We start from the raw sequence: 18,694 nt of genomic DNA, 5'->3' as shown, positions 1-18,694 counted from the left end.
ACCAGATGAAATACTACATTGTTAAGTACGTGAAGGAACTGCCTTTGGGGTTCGGTGGCACTGCTCAAGGCCCTGTTATAAAGTTGTTATCTAAACACAAGGCTGATGTAGGTTTGCTTGAGCATGAGAAGGTTCATGTTAGACAGTGGTATGTCGGGCTGATATTTGGACTGGCTGTCAGCACTATGTTGATGTTGCTGGTTTCGCTGTATTTTTGGCCGTTATATGGAGTGGCACCTTACGTTCACCCCCTGACATACCGACTGATAAGAGTTTATAGGCGGTGGTGCGAAGTGCGAGCATACCGAAAGCAGATACAAGTTGGAGGCTATTCAAGCATCCACTTTGCAGTAATTGCCCTAGTCGAAAAATACGACCTGGGTTTGTCAGTCGATCAAGCTCGAACACTACTACTCGACTGAAAACATTTCATTAAGCCCGTCCGCTATCGAGCGGGATTTTTTGCCTGGAGAAACCCATGCCCATCACTGTGCAGCAACTGCTGCAGATCCTCCCGAACGCCGGCCAAGTGGCCGGCGTTTTTGTTCCTGTCTTAAACGCCGCGATGAGCCGGTACCAAATTATTGGGCTGAAGCGAGTCGCGGCATTTATCGCACAAGTTGGCCACGAGTCCAGTCAGTTGATGCACCTGGTGGAGAGCCTGAGCTACAGCGCTGATGCTTTGCGAAAAACTTGGCCAAGTCGTTTCGACATGGAACTGGCCAGCGCAACTGCACGCAAGCCCGAGCAGATAGCCAACATCGCCTATGGCAACCGTATGGGCAACAGCACCCCCGGCGACGGCTGGAAGTATCGCGGGCGTGGCCTGATTCAGATCACCGGTAAGAACAACTACCGTGCGTGCGGGGAAGCGCTGGGCCTGGACTTGATCGCGCAGCCTGAACTGCTGGAGAAGCCGCAGCACGCTTGCATGTCAGCCGCGTGGTTCTGGGCAACGAATGGACTCAACACCCTGGCCGATGCTGGCAAGTTTGAAGCGATCACCCAGCGCATCAACGGTGGGCAGAACGGCTCGGCCGATCGGCAGGCGCTGTACGCTCGTGCGCTTAAGGTGTTGGCATGAAGATCGATGCGGTGAAGTGGGGAGGGGCGCTGCTGATCATCCTGGTCCTGATGGCTGGTAGCGCCTGGTCGGCATGGACGTGGCAGGCCAACGCCTACGGCCGTCAACTGGCCGATAAGGATGCTGCTTACCAAACCGAGCGAACAAATCTGGCCAATGCCAACTCCGCGCAAGTCTTAGCGGAGCAGGGCAAGCGCTTCGCCTTGGAGCAATGGTTGGCAGCCAGCGACAAAGCACATTATCGAGCCCTTACCGATGAGAAAACCAAGCAAGCACGCCTGCGTGATCGTCTCGCTACTGCTGACCTACGGCTGTCAGTCCAACTCGACGCAACCGCCGCAACTAGTTGTGACGCAGTGCAAGCCACCACCAGCACCAGCGGCCTGGTTTATGGCGCCCGTAGAGCCAGACTTGACCCAGCGCATGCTCAACGAATTATCGGAATTACCAGCGATGGCGATCGAGGATTGATCGCGCTGCAGGCCTGTCAAAGTTTTGCCAGGGGCATTTCCCACTAATTTTTTTTGTACCTTTCTGCTTTGACGTAGGAGTGGAATGAGAGTTAGGGTGAGCCATTATGAATATCCAACATAAACAAGGAGTAGGCTGATGGGTTTTTATAGATTTATGGCGAGCAAGTACATGGACGATACCTTAAAAGGAAAGCTTAGATTTACGTCGCTTTCGTATTACCGGCTGATGGAGAAAGTTTGGGATGATGGATGGATTGGAGATTGTCAAGAGGGCCAGGCTTTTACGACGATTGATAAGCTGGATCTTCCTCCTGGAGTGGATGTAGATGGAGCAAGGAAGAAGCTAGAAGACGCAAGAATGATTAAAGGGTCAGGGTTTCATTTGACTATTTCCAATTTGATTAACGTAAGCGAAGAAAATGGTTTTGTGCTGTGCTTTGCCAAAGGTGAATTAAATGATTTGAAAAAAGAGATGCTTCGTGATGGATATGATTCTTGCGCTAGCTTTCGTGATTTAGATTTGATTGCTAGGAAAATATATGAGAGCGGAGTTGATGGCGAAGGTCGGAGGTTGTCAGATATTTTCGATAGGCCTATAGTTAAAGATGTTTCATATGGAGCTAATCAATTCGAGCTTAGAGAAGTTGAGGGGTTTGTGCGCGGATCTGCGCTTGTAAAAAGGGAAAAATATATAGAGCAGAACGAGTGTCGTATATTTTTTTCTCCAAAGGTTGATCTGGATATTGATTTTGTAAATGTAAGTGTTGATCTTTCGGGCGGATATGTAGTTGAAGAGTTTAGGTTGGCCCCTATTCCAGCATCAATTTCGAAACGATTAGATGATATTGAAGATCCATTAGTTCTTCTTGGGAATATAAGGAACAAAATTTACTCCCTGGGAGGGGAAGAAGGTTTGGCCCTCTACAAACAGTCTCAAGGAAGGGCTGCATTGTTAGCATATTGGCAGTTAAGGAAAGACCATCGTTGGCATCGATTGGATACTTTTTTTTGCATGAGCAATCACAATGGTGGGTCAATGGCTCAATTCACAAGGTTGTTAGATCAGTACTTTGAATTGGTGACAGGTATGGATTATTGGGGGGTGGCAAATTGGGCTCACAGTTTACGATCTAATTGATCCGTAATCTAAAAGTGGGCTAGTCGCAATTGGTTTTGTTGTGACTAAAAATCACATGTTGCTTTGTCTCGGGTGTGAAGATGCAGACGTTACAAACCCCAAATTGATAATTGCTTGTTCTGCAAGAACCGGCGCAGCAGGAGGGAGAAAAGCCTCAGTGACTTTTCGAGTGACATCGTTACTCGGTATCCAGCAGCGTTGGGCGTCGTTGCAGCGAGCGCCGGTTGCTGGAGTCCCGTATTTACTGGCGCTGAGTAAGTCCAGCTTGAATGGGGTGCTAGGGGTCGAGTGTTCGAATCACTCCGTCCCGACCATATTATTCAATGACTTAGCCCAATCTGTGAAGGTTGGGCTTTTTCATGTCTGAAATTTAGCCCCACATTTACCCCCATCGATTTTTAGGCGACGTAAGCCTTGCGCCGGTTTGGCTCGTCTTAAGCTCGCGGCGAGATTTTGATGTTACGGGCTGCACTTTGAAATTTTCGATGTTCAATTTCATGCTCGTAGCCTTAGGCGCAGACCGTATTTCTTCGCCCCGAGCGCATTCCAGATCCTGCCACACCGGGCGAACGACTCGCCCAACAGCCCCGTACCCACCCGCAGAGGGATGCAGGCATTCAATAGATCCACTTACTGAATCCCGCGCTGGCCAGCCGGGGTAGTCCACCTAGATAAAGTCGACCGCGACGTCCCTGAGCTGTAACTGCGGGAGTATCTAAGGCAAAGCTTACTGCCCGCGTGAGAACGTAAGCGGTTTCACTTGAGTCTGTACATAGCTGTGCCCAGCTGGAGTGGGTGCACTGGCCATGACCAACACGTTCAGAATGTTGATTTTCAGGTCAATTGAACCTGTAAGGGACAAAGCCGAAGCATTCGCGAGTTTGAGTGTCGCCAGGCTGACCGATTGCAATGACAGTCCACTGGCGTGAGCATTGATGTCGGTGAAACCAGATACTTCGATCTCGCCCTCCTTGGAAAATAGTCTGCCGGTAACATAGCCAAATGCATGGTGTTCGCAAGCATGAACGCTTAGGTCCAAGTGGCTTCCATCGGTGGCGAGCCAGACGCCGTTTAAACGGTCCTTAATCTCTCGCAGTGGTGTTGGTTCGATAGGCAGGGGCTGCGGTGCGAGGGTAACTCTGCGGTAGATCAGCTTATCGATGTAGGTTCCTTGGTCGGCAAGTCCAGGAAAGTCACTTGTGGCAACCAGCAGGTGCGAAAGCACCAATGTGTCGTCATCATCCACTCGGTAAAGTTGCCCACATAATCCGGAAGTCCAGTTCCAGCTAGGGTCAGTCGTACCTTTGCCCACGGAGTGCCATTCAATGGCGAGTGATACGGGGCAACCCTGTTGCTGTTTCGAGACAGGAGAAATTTGATAACCGCTGACTTCGTATTGTCCTGTTGAACCAGTGGACGACTGATAAGTGCCTGATATCCGATTTCCCTGTACCGAGAGCGTCATGACTGAACCGTAGTCATTCCTCCAGGTCCCGGCGGCAGACAATGGCTGCAGAGGAGCTTGCGCCCTTTGGGTGGCGCCGAGTATCAGCTTTGTGCAGGTGGGTGGCCTGGGTACTGTATTGAAGTGTCGCGAAGATGATCGAGTGATGATCTGTGGTCCGTCTGGGCGGTTGTACAGCCATACGCCAACAGGTGCCAACGAGTAGTCGCCCGGACGGCATTGCACAACGCGATATTCATAGACGGTATAGCAATGCTCCATCACCACCGAACCGACCAGCACAAGATCGGCTAGCCCAAGTGGTTCAAATTGAGGCAGTTTTTGCCCTTTATCAGGGCCTTCTTCGATTAATACACTGTAAAGGTCTGCCCCGATCGTAATCTCACCATCAGCAAAGCCAAGCACTACATCTGGAAAGCCGCCTTGAGCGATTCGCTCCAGGGTTTGGCGCATAAGCCGGTCGTCGCCTTTGAATCGGGAAGATCCGGAGTCCAGGGCAAAAATGATGTCCCTGGCCAATACATCGCCGCCGACTGCGTAGGAGACCAATGGTGTGGACCAGATGTACTCTACGCCAGGCACCTTGCTGTAGACCGACCAGGGTAGAAACAGATGAGGGCCTCGAGTCTTGCTGGTATCAATTGCTCCCAACTGACACTGACCTCGCCCTGAAACTGTATCCAGGTCGAAAGCAATGAAAGGTTGTTGTGGGTCAATCTTTCCGGTGCTCATCAGCTCTTGAAAAACGAATGAACTTCGGCCGTCGGTATAGGCACTGCTACTAGGAAGGCCAATGCCTTCGTCCCAATCCAGCTGGCTGAATTGTGCACCGGCATAGTCCGCGGCCAGTAGGAGTTGGATGTGCAGTTTCGTCTTGTTGAGTGTCATCACGTCTGCTGCCGACTCGACTTGCATTGTCCCCCACGGGCCGAAACTGTAGGGTCTTTGTAAACAGTCGGTGAATCTGAAACTGCTGGAAGACTGATAGTCGAACCGGCCAGCGCTGTAGTGCAGGCAGCGATCCGGTGCGCAGAGAGTGGAGGTCGCCCATGTGATATTGGTGCCCGTGTCGAGCGCCAGCTTCAGCGGTTGTTCGGGCGTACCGATGGGCACGGTTGAGTACCACGGCGTGGCGCCGTTGTTCTGGTATGGGCCGCGATGCATGGTCAGGGTCAGCCCCTGTGGCTGGTGGTCATTGTCCATGGTGAGTTCCATCTCTGATCATTGTGGTTGTCACTTTCGTGGGGGATTTGTTGATACGGCTGGAGCGGTAGGCATCCATGCTTCTACCGCTATTCAAACGCATTAACCGGTGAGAAAAATGTCAGCGTTGGCCGATTTAATATGTCTGAAAAAGCGCTATGGCTTATGTCACTCCAGAGTCTTGCCTTCGGTTTCGGGAATGAACAGCGCCAGTAGTACGGTTACCAGCATGAAGGCGTTGATAAAGGTGGTGGTGATGTTGAACGATGTGCCATAGGCCACCAACGCACCGATCAAGGAAGGTGCCAGAATATTGGCAATACGCTGGGCCAGAATTGCCCAGCCGTAACCAATAGTGCGCAGTCGGGTCGGGTACAACTCAGCGATCCATGTGCCCCACACCCCCCAGGCGCCCAGGCTGAAGAAGGCCAGGGCGAAGTTGCTCAGGTAAAGCATCTCCAGGGTTTGCGAGTTGGCAAAGCCATAGCCGGCAATGACTGACGCACTGATGAAGCCAATGATGATTTTCTTGCGGCCATACCGATGGGTCAGCCACGATGCGGCCATGTAGCCAGGAATCATGCACAGCGCTGACAGGGCAATGAAGCCGTAGCTCTGCGGCAGGCTCAGGCCGCGTTGCTGCAGCAGGGTTGGCAGCCAGGTCTGCAGTCCCCAATAGCCCCAGGAAAAGGTGAAGTTAACCAGGATCTGCAGCGTACTGACCTTCAGCAGTGCTGGTGCGAATAGCTCGCGATGCTGACCACTGCCGGCCAGGTTTACCTGCAACTTACAGTCTGCTGGCACCAGCACTGCTCCGTCACTGAGGCGGGCAATCACGGTACGTGCTTGAGTTTGGCGGTCGACACTGGCAAGCCAGTACGGTGACTCAGGCACCCAGCGTGCCACCACCAATGCCCACAAACCGCCGAGCGAACTCACGGCAATGACAGTGCGCCAACCATAAGGCATCAACCACACCGTAGCACCCAGTGCCAACAACATACCGATCGGCCAGCCCGACGCCAGGTACACAGTCAAGGCACCTCGCTGGCGCACCGGCAGCAGTTCCTGGTAATGGGCGAAGGTAACGACCATCATGCCCACGGCCGCCACACCGGACAGCAGCCGAAGTGCGTACAACGTAGTGAAGTCCGGTGCGAATGCGCTGAGCAGCGAGATCAGGCCGTAACTGCTCAGACTCCAGATCACGGCACCTTTGCGTCCGATGCGCTCGGCCAGCTTGCCCCACACCAGCGAACCCAACAGCATGCCGATAAACATGGCGCCAATCAGGTGCCCAACGGCCAGTGCATCGAGATTGAAGTCCTGAGCAATCAGCGGTGCGGTGTAGACGATGATCATCATCTCCCACGCCTCGATGGCGAAGACGAAGAACAGCGCCAGACAACATTTGAGGTGCTCGCGGGTCAAGGGAACATCGTGAAAAACATCGCCGATCTGACGGCAGCATGGAGCTTCGGGATCGGACAGTGGCATGCGCTCGCTCATGGGGATGAGATCCTGGTGGGGGAGATGGCAGTCAGCCGCCTCTAGTGGTAGGGGCTAAGCATCGATGCGATTACCGATTGGCACGGGGCCCTGGAACAAACCAAAGGCATTGATCTGCGCTTCGGGTGGAGGCTCGCAGCTGCCAACGCGGCTTGGAGACCAGCCAAAGCGTCGCTTCATGTCAGCCAGGGCTTCGGCCATTTTGAAGGCCGCCACGACAGGGTCGATGACCGGTACGCCGACTTCACGCTGAACCTGTTCGAAGAAACCGAACTCGATGGTGCAACCCAGAATGATGGCTTCGGCGCCGTCTTCCTCAACTGCCAGGAAGGCCTGTTCAATAATACGGCGTCGGGTGAGGGCGGGGTCTTTCTGGAACTCATCGACGCCCATGCCCAGTGCGCGCATCGACGCGAGTCGATCAGCGGCACCGTAACCCCGTACTCGCGCGCGCATCTGCTCCATCCACTTGTCACGTCCGACGATGATCGAGAAGCGGTTGGCCAGTTGCGCGGCGACCTGCAAGCTTGCCTGACAGGGGCCGACAACCAGGCAGTCAGCGGAAATCTCCCGCGCGTCTTCCAGCGCCGGATCGTAGAAGCAGCCGATCACCAGGGCATCAATGTTCTGCTGTGCGCAGTCGCGGGCGATGCGCAGGGTTGGCCCATAGGTCAGTGCCTCATAGGTCCGGTATTCGAGGTGCGTCGGGCTGGGCTTCATGTCAAAGGACACAACCTCAATACGGGTTGAGGGCTGTTTGATCCCGTGCAGCAGATCGGCAATTGGCTTATCAAAGGTGGGCAGGCCAATCGGATTGAGCCAGCGTACCGAGACCGGTTCGTCGTGCGGTTGGGGGGTGGGTGCTGTCGCAGTCTTCATTCGGTGGTGCCTCGGATTTGATGTTTTGAAGGCCTAGAAGAACTTCACCACTGCCATGGTCAGCTCATTGGAGCGGCGCAGGTTCTCGCTGTGGTGGTAGTCGATATTGAAGTTGGCGGAGAGATAGAGGTTTTGGCGGGAAAACCCGGTGTAGGTCATTGAGGGGCCGATTTTTCCGACTTTCGACGGGGCAAAGCTGGAGGCCGCTCGGTTGTTGACGTGGTAAACGTGGTGAACCCCCAGCCACAAGTCGTCGCGTACCCGATAGCCGGCGGCGATGTCAGCAAACCAATAGCTGACACCGCCGCGCAGCTGCTGTGGGTTGCCGTTACCCAGGTCGGTGGTGTTGCGATTGCGGGCGGCGTAATGCACGCCAACGGGGGTAAAGGTGGCCGCGAATCGACCCACTTGCAGATAGTTGGCGACGCTGAAGCTGGCTGCATAACGGTTGGCGAACGCACCGTGACCGGCGATGTCATCGTTGCCGTTGGGAAATTCGACCATCAATGTTGGATTGGTCCAGAAGGTGGTGTAATCCGAGGTGCCGTAGGCGCTGGTGGGTTCGACCACGTTGTAGTAGTAGGCGAAGCCGAGATTGGGCGATGCGACGCCCCAGGCATTGGTGTTTTTTGCGCCATTGGTGCTCGCGTAACCAGGGACAGCACCGACCCAGAATTGCAATTGATCACGGGTCGTTTCGGTAAAACCGGTCTCTGAAAAATAGGCCAGGACGGTATTGCCCCCCGCCCGCACGTTGCCATCGGCATTGCGGTTGTAGACGGGGAAGGTCTCCACGGCCCAGCGCCCAGGCAGCCCTGGTTGACCAAAGCCGATGAACTGTTCGGCCTGCGCCGATGCGTTGATAGCCAGCACTGTGGCCAGCGAGAGGCCATAGGTGCGCAAAGCGCGATACAGCTGGTGTTGCAACATGACGATTCCCTCTTATTGTTTTAGGTGAACGCATGGAGACCGCCGGGTGGCGGCAAAATCGGGGTCAGGCCTCTACGCCATACACAGCGCATGCGGTGGCGGCGTCGATGTAGCCGTTTTTCAGGTCCTCTCGCACCGCACCGGGAGCTCGTGCCCCCGGTGGGCCGTAGCCGCCCCCGGCACCGGTGCGCACCCTGACCAGATCGTTGGCGTTGAGCTCGATGCTGCTGGCCATGGCATAACGCTGCGGTTCATGACCCTCACGCAGCACTTCGACGTAATTGGGTGTGCCCTCAAGACCTTGCTGCAGGCCCCAGGGTGGTACAACGGAGCGGGTATAGCCGCAGGTCAGGAAGCTGGCGTCGCTGCGCACGCGGTAGTCGATGCAGATGCCGCGACCGCCACGGTACTGGCCATGCCCGCCTGGCTCATCGTTCAAAGCCATGCGTTCGACATACAGGCCATAACGGGCCTCGCAAACTTCTACCGGGCAGTTGTAGGTTTCGCCATGCAGCCCCGAGTACACCGCGTTATTGCCATCGCGTCCGGCCTGGGCGCCCCAGCCACCTATTTCCGGCTCTACCAGGGTGAACGCTCGGCCGGTGTCGGGGTGCTGGCCGCCGATGATGGTGGCGCAGACCGAGGCAAAGTTGCCGGCGGGCAGGCGGTCGGGGAACTGCTGGGCCAGGCAGCGCAGGATCAGGTCGTGCACGCGGATCAGGTTCTCGAAATAAAAGCCTTCAGCTGCCGGTGAGCGGGCATCGAACAGTGAACCGGGACGGGTCAGTACATGGAGCGGGCGGAAGGTGCCGCCGTTGGTGATTCCCTGAGGTGAAGTCAGGGCCTTGAACGCCATCTGTGCGGCAACTACGGCACCGTCCCGGCTCAGGTTGGTCGGCCCGGCGCACTGGTCAGGGTTATCGCGCAAGTCGATGGTCAGGCTGCGGTCATGGATCTGTATGGCAACCCTGAACAGGCTGCCATCGTCCTGTGGTTCTTCCAGCGACAAGGCAATATCGGGCAGCTCAGCCAGGGCCATGCGCGAGACCTTCTCGCCCAGATTCATGAAGTCCTGCATCGCCAGCAGAAACAGATCCGTGCCGTACTTGGCAGTCAACTCGCGCAGGCGCAATGCGCCACCACGAACAGCGGCTACCCCAGCCCAAAGGTCGCCCTCCATGAAGTCCGGCATGCGCGTATTGGCCCGCAATATTTGCAATACCGAGTGGATAGGCTGGCCGCGGCTGATCAGTTTGACTGAGCACAGACGCAGGCCTTCCTGAAAGATATCGGTGGCATGGGTCGAGAGCGACCCCGGCACCATGCCGCCGACATCATTCCAGTGGGCAATGTTGGCGGTCCAGGCCACGCGCTGCCCCTCAGTGAAAACCGGCATCGCCAGCACTACATCGTTGAGGTGGGTCACTGCGCCGCTGTGTGGGTCGTTGCAGATAAAGACATCGCCATCCTGGATATCATCCGGCCCTGGATGCTGCTGCAGGATTTGTTTCACCGCCTTGTCCAGCACTCCCACAAAGGCCGGTATACCAGCCCCGGAACTGGCGATCTCACCGTCGGCATCGGTGATGCCAGTACCCATGTCGAGCACCTCGTAGATGACCGGGCTCATCGCTGCCTTGCGCATGGCGGCGAACATCTCGTCGGCAATGGCTTGCAGTGAGTTCTGGATGATGTCGCGGGTAAAGATATCGAGCGTTTGCATGGGAAAACTCCGGTCATCCGTTAATCGTGATGTGCAGGTTGCCAAGCCGATCCACAAACACGTGATTGCGCGGGTGGACCAGTACGGTAGTGCCCGCATCCTCAATGACGGCAGGGCCGTCAAAGCACATGTGAGGCTCAAGCAACGCATAGTCGTAGATGGCTGCGTCGTGGATGCCATCAGTGGCGAAGTCCACCACGCGCTGGCCCTTGTGCGTGGCCTCCAGCGAACGCCCGCTGACCGGTAGTTCCTGCGGACTCCACTTGTCTATTTGGGCGATGGCTACCAGATGAAATCCGACGATCTCCAGCGGAGCATCCAGGCGATAGGTGTAGTGCTGCTCGTAGATAATGTGGAAGCGCTGTGCAATCTGTGCCCAGTCGAGGTCGAGCTGTTCATGATCGTCCAGCGCTACCTCCACTGAGTGTTCCTGATTCTGGTAGCGCAGCTTGCAATGCACCTGCAGCACGACCTGTTCCGGGGCGATCGCTTCAGCCACAAATTGTTCTCGCGCCGAGGACATCAGTTGGTCTAAAAACGCCTGCGCCTGGCGCAATGCCTGCTGTTCGCAGGGGTCGACGAAACGGTTGATGAACAGGTCGCGACGCAGATCGCACAGCGTCATGCCCCATGCTGAAAACACCGACGCGCCGCGTGGCACGATGACCTTCTTGACCCCAAGCTCTTGAGCCAGGGCCACCGCATGCAGGGCACCACCTCCGCCAAAGGCCATCAGGGTCAGCTCCCGCGGGTCGTGGCCACGACTCAGCGAGACCAGCTTCAACGCGTTCACCATGTTGTTATTGGCCAGGCGCACCACACCACGTGCGACTTCTTCAGCGGGCAGTTGCAGGCGCTCGCCCAAAGAGCTGAGACCAAGCGCGACGGCCTCCAGGTCGGCGACCACCTCGCCGCCGCAGAAGTAGGTTGGGTTGATCCGCCCCAGGGCCAGATTGGCATCGGTGGTGGTGATGTCGCAGCCACCTTGACCATACGCCACAGGCCCGGGTTGGGCGCCGGCAGAGTGGGGGCCGACATGTAGCTTGTCGAAGTCATCCACCCAGGCGATTGATCCACCGCCGTTGCCTATTTCCACAAGGTCCACCACTGGCACCATGATCGGGTAACCGGCATTGAGGCGGTCGCGCTCGATCCAGTAGTCAGTTTTGATCGTGACCTGGCCGTCACGGATCAGTGCGCATTTGGCGGTGGTGCCGCCGATGTCCAGGCCCAACAGGTTGGGCTCGTCGATCAAGCGTCCAAGTTCTGCGGCTGCCCAGAAGCCGCTGGCCGGGCCGGATTCGACCATGGTGATCGGGATGCTGCGTGCATGGGCAACGCTGTCGACTCCGCAGTTGGACTGCATGATGTACAGCGGGGCGCGGTAGCCCGCATCGCGTAATCCGCTTTCAAGTTCATCAAGGTAATGTGCCGCAATCGGCTGCACATAGGCTGACAGCACGGTCGTGCTGCTGCGTTCATACTCGCGCCATTCACGGGTGATCTGGTGCGAGGCCACGGTTGATACCTGTGGCCATAGCCGCTTGATTTCTGCCAGCACGGCAAGTTCGTGAGCGGGATTGGCGTAGGCCTGCAGCAGGCAGATGGCAATGGCCTCCACCCCCTCTGTGCGCAACTCATCAAGCATTGCGGCCAGTGGTCCCAGTTGCAATGGCTCGCGCTCGCTACCATCGGTATGCAGGCGTCCAACGATCTCCCGGCGCAGGTAGCGCGGTACAAAGGGCGCCGGTTTTTCCCATTTCAGGTTGAAGTAGTCCGGGCGGTTGGCACGAGCGATTTCCAGCACATCGCGAAAGCCTGCGGTGGTGATCAGCGCGGTCTTGACCCCGCGGCGCTCAGTTAGCGCGTTGATGACCACCGTGGTGCCGTGAGCGAGAAAGTCCACATCCGGCAGGCTTACCCGTGCCTTCTTGAAGACATTGAGGATGCCCTCGGCGAAGTTCGGTGGTGTGGTATCTACCTTGGCGGTTCGCAATGTCTGCTGACCTGTGTCCGGATCATTCTCAAAGAACACCAGGTCAGTAAAAGTGCCACCCACATCGGTGGCTACGCGCACGATTTTGCGGTTCGATTGCACAATGCATCTCCCGGACTTTGTTGTTCTTGTAAGAAACCGGAGATGATCGCCATCGCGACCACCTACTGATGATCACGATGCTAGGCAGTGCAGAGGGGGAGATGCTACGGGTTGTAGGGGTAGGGGGCAGGGCAACCCGCTATCGAGCCTACCCGGATGGGTAGGTTTATGGCTTAGAAGGGGGGGAGATGCCCTTGGCGTAAGGCAACGTTGATAGCTGCAGTGCGATTATCCACGCCCAGTTTGGCGAACAGGTGCTTAAGGTGAAACTTCACCGTGTTTTCGGAAACATCCAGCTCGAGGGCGATGGTTTTATTGGACTGGCCGGTGGCGAGCAGGCCCAGCACCTGGTGCTCCTTTGCACTCAGCGTGGTCTCTGAACGCTTCGGGTGTACGCGCCAGCCGCGCAGTTTTTTAATGACAGCGGCGAGCATGGGAGTCGGCCCCGGGTGGGCAGTCAGTGCAGGCAACAGGCAGGGGCCGACCTCTAGAAGCAGCCCCGACAGAGCATGTTTCAGTATCGGTGCCAGTACTTCAGATACATCTGCAGATTCCAGACTCCCAGCCTTGTATCTGGCGGCCAGGGCCATCAATTGCAGGCGCCATGCAGGTAGCAGCAGAGACTTGCTTTCCATTACGGTGGCTGCGCGCTGCAGACGTATCAGTGCTGCACCTGATGAGCCGCTTTGTAACTGCACCCGTGCCAACGCCAGCGTCGCGGCTTCCTGGTTGCGCCAGTCAGCGTCAGAGCTGGCGGTCTGTTCAAGATCGACCTGCACAAGGGCCTGACGTGCGGCTTGCAGTTGCCCGCCTTGTGCCAGTGCATCGATGCGCCAGGCCTGCACGAGTCGATATAGCCGTGGCCATTGGCGCAGATTTGCCAGTTGCGCTACATGATCCAGCTTGAGCAATGCGGCATGCAGCCCATGACTGCGCAATCGGGTCCGCCATTCTACTTCAGCCGTCACCGCGACGATGTCCAGCCAACCGTCTGCATGCTCCAGCGCGGCCCAGCCGTTCTCAAGCCAGGGTCGGGTTTGTATCCATTCCCCTTGCCAATACAGATGCCGGGCCTTGAAGCAACCTACCAGTGCGCGCAAGGAGCTTTCCGGGCCGAATTGGGTATTAGCAAATGTGAGTGCTTCTTCCAGCAAATGGTTGGCATCGTCAATCTGCCCTGACAGCGCAAGTGCCTGGGCTTCGTGGATGCGGCAATAGTTTTCCCCGCGAGGGCTCGCAATAATCCGCATTTTGATGTGCGCGGCCCGGAGGGTGTGCAGACTTGAAGCCAGCTCGCCCCGGGCCATTGCGGCCAGTGCATGAACGCACTCGAGTGTGGCTTGCGCGAGTGTTTGGTCAAGGGGGCAGGGGGGTTCATGGGCGCTTGGGGGGGTGGTATCAATGTGTTCCAGATGATCCTGATAGGCCGCTGCCAGAGTTTGAATAACGTGGAAATCGCGGGTCAGTCGTGCGTTCCCGGCCAGCGCACTGCGGGCACGTTGCAACAGCTCTGAGGACAGCGGGTGATCGCCCAGCTTGGCATGTAGATAGGCCTGGAGCAGCAGCAAATCCGGGTGGCTGTTGCAGGTACCAGCATCGAACTGGCGCAGCAGGCTTTGCGCGTAGCGGATCCCTTGGTGCAGCACCAGCTCCCACCCGCCGGCACGGACGACCAGGCTCACCGCCAACGACGTGTCGTCAGCCTTTAACGCATGATGGACCGCTTGGCTCCAGTCCCTCTGATGAGCCAGCCAGTGGGCCGCTGCATGATGTATGGCTCGTGCCTGTTGGCTGTCGACGCGCAGCCGGAGAAAGTCTCGCAGCAAGGTGTGATAGCGGAACCATTGGCGCTCGGCATCCAGCGGAATCAGCAGGGTGTCGAGATGGGCAAGTTGTCTTAAATGATCGGCGCTGTCATGTCGACCGCCTACCGCATCCGCCAGATCGGCGTTGAAGCGTTGCAACAGGGATGTCTGCAGCAAGAGTGTTTGGCAGCTCTCGCTCAGGCTGTTGAAAATGTGAGTGGTGAAATAGTTGGCCACATCAGCCACGCCACCGGAGAAGGCCGCCAATCCGTAAGCCGAACCGTCACTGCTGGAGCGCCACAGGCGAGCCAATTGTACCGCTACAGCCCAGCCCTCGGTGCTCTCGTGAACCTGAAGCAGCGTGTTTGCGTCCAACGCTTCGCCCAATATGCAGTGCGTTTCCTGAAGGGACAGGGTCAACTCCCGGGCACAGATTTCATGCACCCATCCCTTGGCCTTCCAGCGTGCCAGCGGCCAGTCTGGGCGAGTTCGACTCGCAACCACCCAGTGTAGCCACGGGGCCGCTTGTTCCAACAGCTGGCCCAAGATACCCGCCGTATCTGGGCTGGCAGCGAGATGATAGTCGTCCAGGAACAGGGTGATTGCACGATTTTCGCAGGCAAGTGCGTGGAGCAACGCATGGAGTGTCCGTTGTGGCTGAACATCCAGCGCCTGCGATGTGGCCAGATGGGGCAAATGCGCCAGCTCAATGCCGGCATGGTCAAGGGCCAGGATCAGGTATGCAAGAAAGCGCTGCGGTTCGCCATCGGCTTCATCCAGTGACAACCAGGCCACTACCGCCTCGGAAGCCTGCTGTCGCAAAACCTCATGCCATTGCATCAGCAGCGTGGTTTTACCGTAGCCAGCCGGAGCCGTCAGCAGTGTCAGGGGAACACAGGCTTTCTCCTTCATCGACGCGAGCAATGCTTCCCGAGAAACTGACGTGGGTAATATCTGTGGCGGGGTCAGCTTGCTGATCCAATACCATGCATTCGATGAATGGGAGGGGGGCTTCTGGGCCATGATGAGGGGCACCGATGCTTTTGTTTTAGAGTTGTAACAGTAAATACGCGCAAGCGTTGCTTAACAGTGTTACAGCCTGTGCATTCAGTGCGGCACGTTCTTTAGTGCAGATGTTTTGAAGTCGAGGATGGCCTTGCCAGGAAGCAGCGCAGCCGGTGCCTTGACCGCGCCGATCCTTACACCGGTGTGTACTACCTTGGCCTATTAACGCCTTCTGGATCTGCCACCGTCACAAATGCTGGTGCCGCAGTGTGCCCCCTTTACTGTCTCCGGCAGCGGAGTTTATGCAGACGCGAGAGCCCAACCCCCTGCACGCAGCGCAGCATGAGTGGCATTTACCTCTGCGCTGCACTCCTGCTTACGACGGATCAGATCAAGAATGCCTCGCTGTCATTGGTGTGGTGCCCAGCTTCAATCTGCGCCTTGATCCAGCCATCCTGCTGATCACTCATCGTAATGGTTTTACCCACAACCGGGAACTTTGTACGTTGATTCAAACGCATGTGCTTTGACTTTTGGTGAGGGGGCAGGCCCCAAAAAAACCGAGGCCTTCCGAGATTTCGACAGGTTTTAAAGCTATTCAGCAATCATAAAACCGATCACAGGCAAGATCACCAAGGTACTGATTGCCATCGACAGCACATTGCCGATATAGGGATGCAGGTACTTGGGTAATCGCTGCGCAATGGCACAGGCCAGTGGCGGTGCGATCAGGGCACCGAGCAGTGCGCTGGCGATCATCACTGTAAAATCGCCGCCATAAGTCAACACCGCTGCAGGCACGACTGAAACCAGTGGCACATAGGTGGGATACCAGCCGCGGATTTGCCATTGCCGGCGCCAGACAATGACGCCCACCAATGAGGTCAACGCTTGCGCAGCGAGCATAGGCAACAGCAGCCCAGAGCCATAGGCAGGGCTTAACGGGTTCAAGGCGTAAGCCAGTAGCACCCCCGCAAGCATGCCCAGGCTGGCCCACTCATTGCCATAAAATGGCGCTTCGGAAAAGTCCGCCAGTACGCGACGTAATGTCCAGATCACGCCGTAGTTCGGCTTTTTCTCAGGAGTTATGGGTGGATTTTCTGGTTTCTGCTCATGCTTGGGTGCCACCAGCGCTGGAAAGCGCCGACACAACATAAAGGCTGCCACACTGCCCAGTGCCATGCCTAGCACATTGCCAATCACCGCAGGCAATCCCAGGGGCACGCACACGAAGTTCACGATCAGCAGGCAGGACGGCGTGACCAGCAGCGCACCCAGAATTGCGCCATTGAGGGTGACTTTCCAGCCGGCACCAAAGAACAGCACCATGGCAGCGGGTAATGACACGAAAGCGGCGAAGGTGGGTTGCCAGGTGTCAGCGGTCAGGGTCCAGCCCCACAGGGCATTGCTCAGTAGCAACCCCAACAGTGAGCTGGTCACCAACCACGGCCACAAACCCGTGCCATAGCTGATGCTAAACCCTTGCCAGGATTGGGCGTAGCGGCTGGCCCAATAACCCAGCGCGCCTCCGAGTAACAAGCCCAGTGAGGCAAGCTCATGCTTGTAAAGCGCTACTTCGCTGATATCGCCAAGCACCCAGCGCAACCAGGCCCAGGGGGAGGGCATGCTGTTCATCATGTCGCTGTAGGTGGGCCAGCAAGCGGTGCTGTTTGCGCAATACCCCACGGCCACCCAGGCGGTTACTGCGCCAAACATCAGCGCAATGCCAATAAGCATAATCAGCAGACGTGCAGCAGATCCTGAAACTTCTCTTGCAGATGTATGTTCCATGACTGCCCCCGATCAACGTGGGAAGCGGAAGTGATGGCCATAGCCAAGCATCTCGTCATACACATCGACGCGGCGGTCACGGAACAGGTCGTTCAGGTTGTTCCAGATAGGTGCGCTGCGCGCGGTAGACAGGTCGATATCGGCATACAGAATGGCTTGCTCGTCCGCCGGAGCCACTTCCCCGATGGGCCAGCCATTGGTGCCTGCAATCAGCGAGCAGCCCAGATAGCGTGCATCCTGCTCCTGACCAATCCGATTGGCGGCGGCGATAAAGACATTGTTAACGTGTGCTGCGGTCATCGTCAGGTAAGTGGCCATGCATTTGCCGGAAGCATCAAACAGCGGCGGTGGCGTCCATACCCAATTGTTGAGGCTGCAAATAATGTCGGCGCCTTGCTGAGTCAGCAGGCGGGGTACTTCGGGGAACCAGATATCCCAGCAAATCAGCAGGCCGATACGTCCGATCGGGGTTTCAAATACCGGAAAACCGATATCCCCGGGTGTGAACCAGAGCTTTTCCTGGTTCCATAAATGCGCTTTGCGGTATTTGCCGATATAGCCGTCCGGTCCCAGCAATACCGCCGTGTCAAACAGCTGCATATCGTCCTGTTCGACCAGGCCTGCAACCAGATACACCTCATATTCCTGAGCAAAGCGGGTCCATGCCTGAACGCTTGGGCCATCTGGAATGCTTTCGGCGTGGTTGAAGGCATCCTGGCGATTGGCAAATAGATAGCCCGTGTTGGCCAGCTCGGGCAGCACAATCAGATTCGCTCCGTTTTCGGCCGCTTGCGCAGCCAACTCCAGGCTCATGTCCAGATTCGACAGACAATTATCGGTGCCCACTTGCGGATCAAACTGGATAACTGCAACACGTACCGGGCTGACTGCGACAGACTCGCTCATAACTGACACCTCTTCTTGTTGTTATGGGGCCACCTCTTGGTGGCCATTTAGTAGGAAGAGTTACCCGTGCCAGCGTCTATCGCCGGATTCCTCTCAGGTTGTAGTCCGTAGGCGTAAATTTTGAGCGACATGTATGTATGGACAACATGAGGGGAGGCGTTGGTGCGTAAAAAGCTGTTTAACAACCGACCTTAAGGTCGTGCCCGATACTCGGGATAATTATCCAGCGTAAAGCCTCCGTTGAACTGTGCGTGCGTGGTATGGCACAGGTGGATGACGGCATCGATCGCGCCACGCAAACAAGGCTCGGTCCAGCCCGCATCAACGGAAAACGACTCTCCCGATAAATACAGGCCTGAGAGATGGGCAAAGTCGCGGTTGTACTTCATCAAGCTAACCGCTTTGTAATAGGTGCCTGCGCGATACAGCTTGGCGCATCCCAGGGCATTTTTGTCGGTGATCCAATCGTCACGGTTCACGCTCCTACGATGCACTGGTTTTTGGAAATTGGCTGAAAATGTAGGGGCAGGTTGTGAGTGAGTGGAGTTAGATAGTTACTACCTGAAATCATCGTGTCCATGCAGGAGCGGGGAGATCCGCGCAGTTAGCTGGAAGGCGCAAGCGGCATCATCATCGCTGGCTTCTCAAGCACGTTCAGCTGTATCTGAACAATCGAATGGACACC

12 protein-coding genes and 2 pseudogenes are annotated in these 18,694 nt (G+C 56.6%); 3 read left to right on the top strand and 11 right to left on the bottom strand.

Annotation, left to right across the window (positions count from 1 at the left end; all coding sequences use genetic code 11):
* Positions 1–478 precede the first annotated feature (478 nt).
* The 3 genes from AB3G35_RS17375 (at position 479) to AB3G35_RS17365 (ending at position 2,695) form a co-directional block, all read left to right on the top strand.
* On the top strand, positions 479–1,084 hold the full coding sequence (locus AB3G35_RS17375) for a glycoside hydrolase family 19 protein (protein ID WP_369781853.1): 606 nt from the start codon (positions 479–481) through the stop codon (positions 1,082–1,084).
* Positions 1,081–1,602 carry a lysis system i-spanin subunit Rz gene (locus AB3G35_RS17370; protein WP_369781852.1) on the top strand — a complete coding sequence of 174 codons (522 nt, stop codon included), beginning with the start codon at positions 1,081–1,083 and terminating at the stop codon, positions 1,600–1,602. Before AB3G35_RS17375 ends, AB3G35_RS17370 begins: the two co-directional genes overlap by 4 nt.
* Positions 1,603–1,693: 91 nt before the next feature.
* Positions 1,694–2,695, top strand: coding sequence for a hypothetical protein (locus AB3G35_RS17365; RefSeq protein ID WP_369781851.1), 1,002 nt, complete (start codon positions 1,694–1,696; stop codon positions 2,693–2,695).
* 727 nt (positions 2,696–3,422) lie between these two features.
* Here the strand turns inward: AB3G35_RS17365 and AB3G35_RS17360 are convergent.
* The 11 genes and pseudogenes from AB3G35_RS17360 to AB3G35_RS17310 all read right to left on the bottom strand — a co-directional run.
* On the bottom strand, positions 3,423–5,363 hold the full coding sequence (locus AB3G35_RS17360) for an avidin/streptavidin family protein (RefSeq protein WP_369781850.1): 1,941 nt from the start codon (positions 5,361–5,363) through the stop codon (positions 3,423–3,425).
* 168 nt (positions 5,364–5,531) lie between these two features.
* The gene (locus tag AB3G35_RS17355) at positions 5,532–6,872 is read right to left on the bottom strand and encodes an MFS transporter (RefSeq protein ID WP_369781849.1); all 1,341 of its coding nucleotides are present in this window, start codon (positions 6,870–6,872) and stop codon (positions 5,532–5,534) included.
* A 54-nt stretch (positions 6,873–6,926) separates the two neighbouring features.
* Entirely contained in the window at positions 6,927–7,751 is an 825-nt protein-coding gene (locus AB3G35_RS17350; protein ID WP_369781848.1) for an aspartate/glutamate racemase family protein, read from the bottom strand.
* Between the two features lie 33 nt (positions 7,752–7,784).
* Complete coding sequence (locus tag AB3G35_RS17345; protein ID WP_134048810.1) at positions 7,785–8,681, bottom strand: hypothetical protein; 897 nt, start codon at positions 8,679–8,681, stop codon at positions 7,785–7,787.
* 64 nt (positions 8,682–8,745) lie between these two features.
* Positions 8,746–10,404: a hydantoinase B/oxoprolinase family protein gene (locus tag AB3G35_RS17340; RefSeq protein ID WP_134048808.1), complete on the bottom strand. Its 1,659-nt coding sequence runs from the start codon at positions 10,402–10,404 to the stop codon at positions 8,746–8,748.
* A 13-nt stretch (positions 10,405–10,417) separates the two neighbouring features.
* Positions 10,418–12,502 carry a hydantoinase/oxoprolinase family protein gene (locus AB3G35_RS17335; protein WP_340079587.1) on the bottom strand — a complete coding sequence of 695 codons (2,085 nt, stop codon included), beginning with the start codon at positions 12,500–12,502 and terminating at the stop codon, positions 10,418–10,420.
* A gap of 173 nt (positions 12,503–12,675) precedes the next feature.
* The gene (locus AB3G35_RS17330; protein ID WP_369781847.1) at positions 12,676–15,342 is read right to left on the bottom strand and encodes a LuxR C-terminal-related transcriptional regulator; all 2,667 of its coding nucleotides are present in this window, start codon (positions 15,340–15,342) and stop codon (positions 12,676–12,678) included.
* Between the two features lie 294 nt (positions 15,343–15,636).
* A pseudogene (locus AB3G35_RS17325) lies at positions 15,637–15,833 on the bottom strand (type II toxin-antitoxin system ParD family antitoxin); the annotation flags it as partial.
* 73 nt (positions 15,834–15,906) lie between these two features.
* Positions 15,907–17,049, bottom strand: a complete 1,143-nt coding sequence (locus AB3G35_RS17320; RefSeq protein ID WP_369781846.1) for a hypothetical protein — start codon at positions 17,047–17,049, stop codon at positions 15,907–15,909.
* A gap of 66 nt (positions 17,050–17,115) precedes the next feature.
* Positions 17,116–18,009: a nitrilase family protein gene (locus tag AB3G35_RS17315; RefSeq protein WP_369781845.1), complete on the bottom strand. Its 894-nt coding sequence runs from the start codon at positions 18,007–18,009 to the stop codon at positions 17,116–17,118.
* Positions 18,010–18,200: 191 nt separating this feature from the next.
* Positions 18,201–18,473, bottom strand: a pseudogene (locus AB3G35_RS17310) (amine oxidase); the annotation flags it as partial.
* Positions 18,474–18,694 lie beyond the last annotated feature (221 nt).

The sequence above is a fragment of the Pseudomonas sp. WC2401 genome, from assembly GCF_041200115.1.
Taxonomy (GTDB): domain Bacteria; phylum Pseudomonadota; class Gammaproteobacteria; order Pseudomonadales; family Pseudomonadaceae; genus Aquipseudomonas; species Aquipseudomonas fragi.
The sequence above is the reverse complement of the archived record's forward strand: the minus strand, read 5'-3'. Positions and strand labels throughout refer to the sequence as shown.

What these genes read in the sequence shown, in the direction of transcription:
- AB3G35_RS17355 (WP_369781849.1), bottom strand. Translation starts at nt 6,872, where the DNA reads ATGAGCGAGCGCATGCCACTGTCCGATCCCGAAGCTCCATGCTGCCGT.
- AB3G35_RS17345 (WP_134048810.1), bottom strand. Translation starts at nt 8,681, where the DNA reads ATGTTGCAACACCAGCTGTATCGCGCTTTGCGCACCTATGGCCTCTCG.
- AB3G35_RS17350 (WP_369781848.1), bottom strand. Translation starts at nt 7,751, where the DNA reads ATGAAGACTGCGACAGCACCCACCCCCCAACCGCACGACGAACCGGTC.
- AB3G35_RS17370 (WP_369781852.1), top strand. Translation starts at nt 1,081, where the DNA reads ATGAAGATCGATGCGGTGAAGTGGGGAGGGGCGCTGCTGATCATCCTG.
- AB3G35_RS17375 (WP_369781853.1), top strand. Translation starts at nt 479, where the DNA reads ATGCCCATCACTGTGCAGCAACTGCTGCAGATCCTCCCGAACGCCGGC.
- AB3G35_RS17315 (WP_369781845.1), bottom strand. Translation starts at nt 18,009, where the DNA reads ATGAGCGAGTCTGTCGCAGTCAGCCCGGTACGTGTTGCAGTTATCCAG.
- AB3G35_RS17365 (WP_369781851.1), top strand. Translation starts at nt 1,694, where the DNA reads ATGGGTTTTTATAGATTTATGGCGAGCAAGTACATGGACGATACCTTA.
- AB3G35_RS17320 (WP_369781846.1), bottom strand. Translation starts at nt 17,049, where the DNA reads ATGCTTATTGGCATTGCGCTGATGTTTGGCGCAGTAACCGCCTGGGTG.
- AB3G35_RS17340 (WP_134048808.1), bottom strand. Translation starts at nt 10,404, where the DNA reads ATGCAAACGCTCGATATCTTTACCCGCGACATCATCCAGAACTCACTG.
- AB3G35_RS17360 (WP_369781850.1), bottom strand. Translation starts at nt 5,363, where the DNA reads ATGGACAATGACCACCAGCCACAGGGGCTGACCCTGACCATGCATCGC.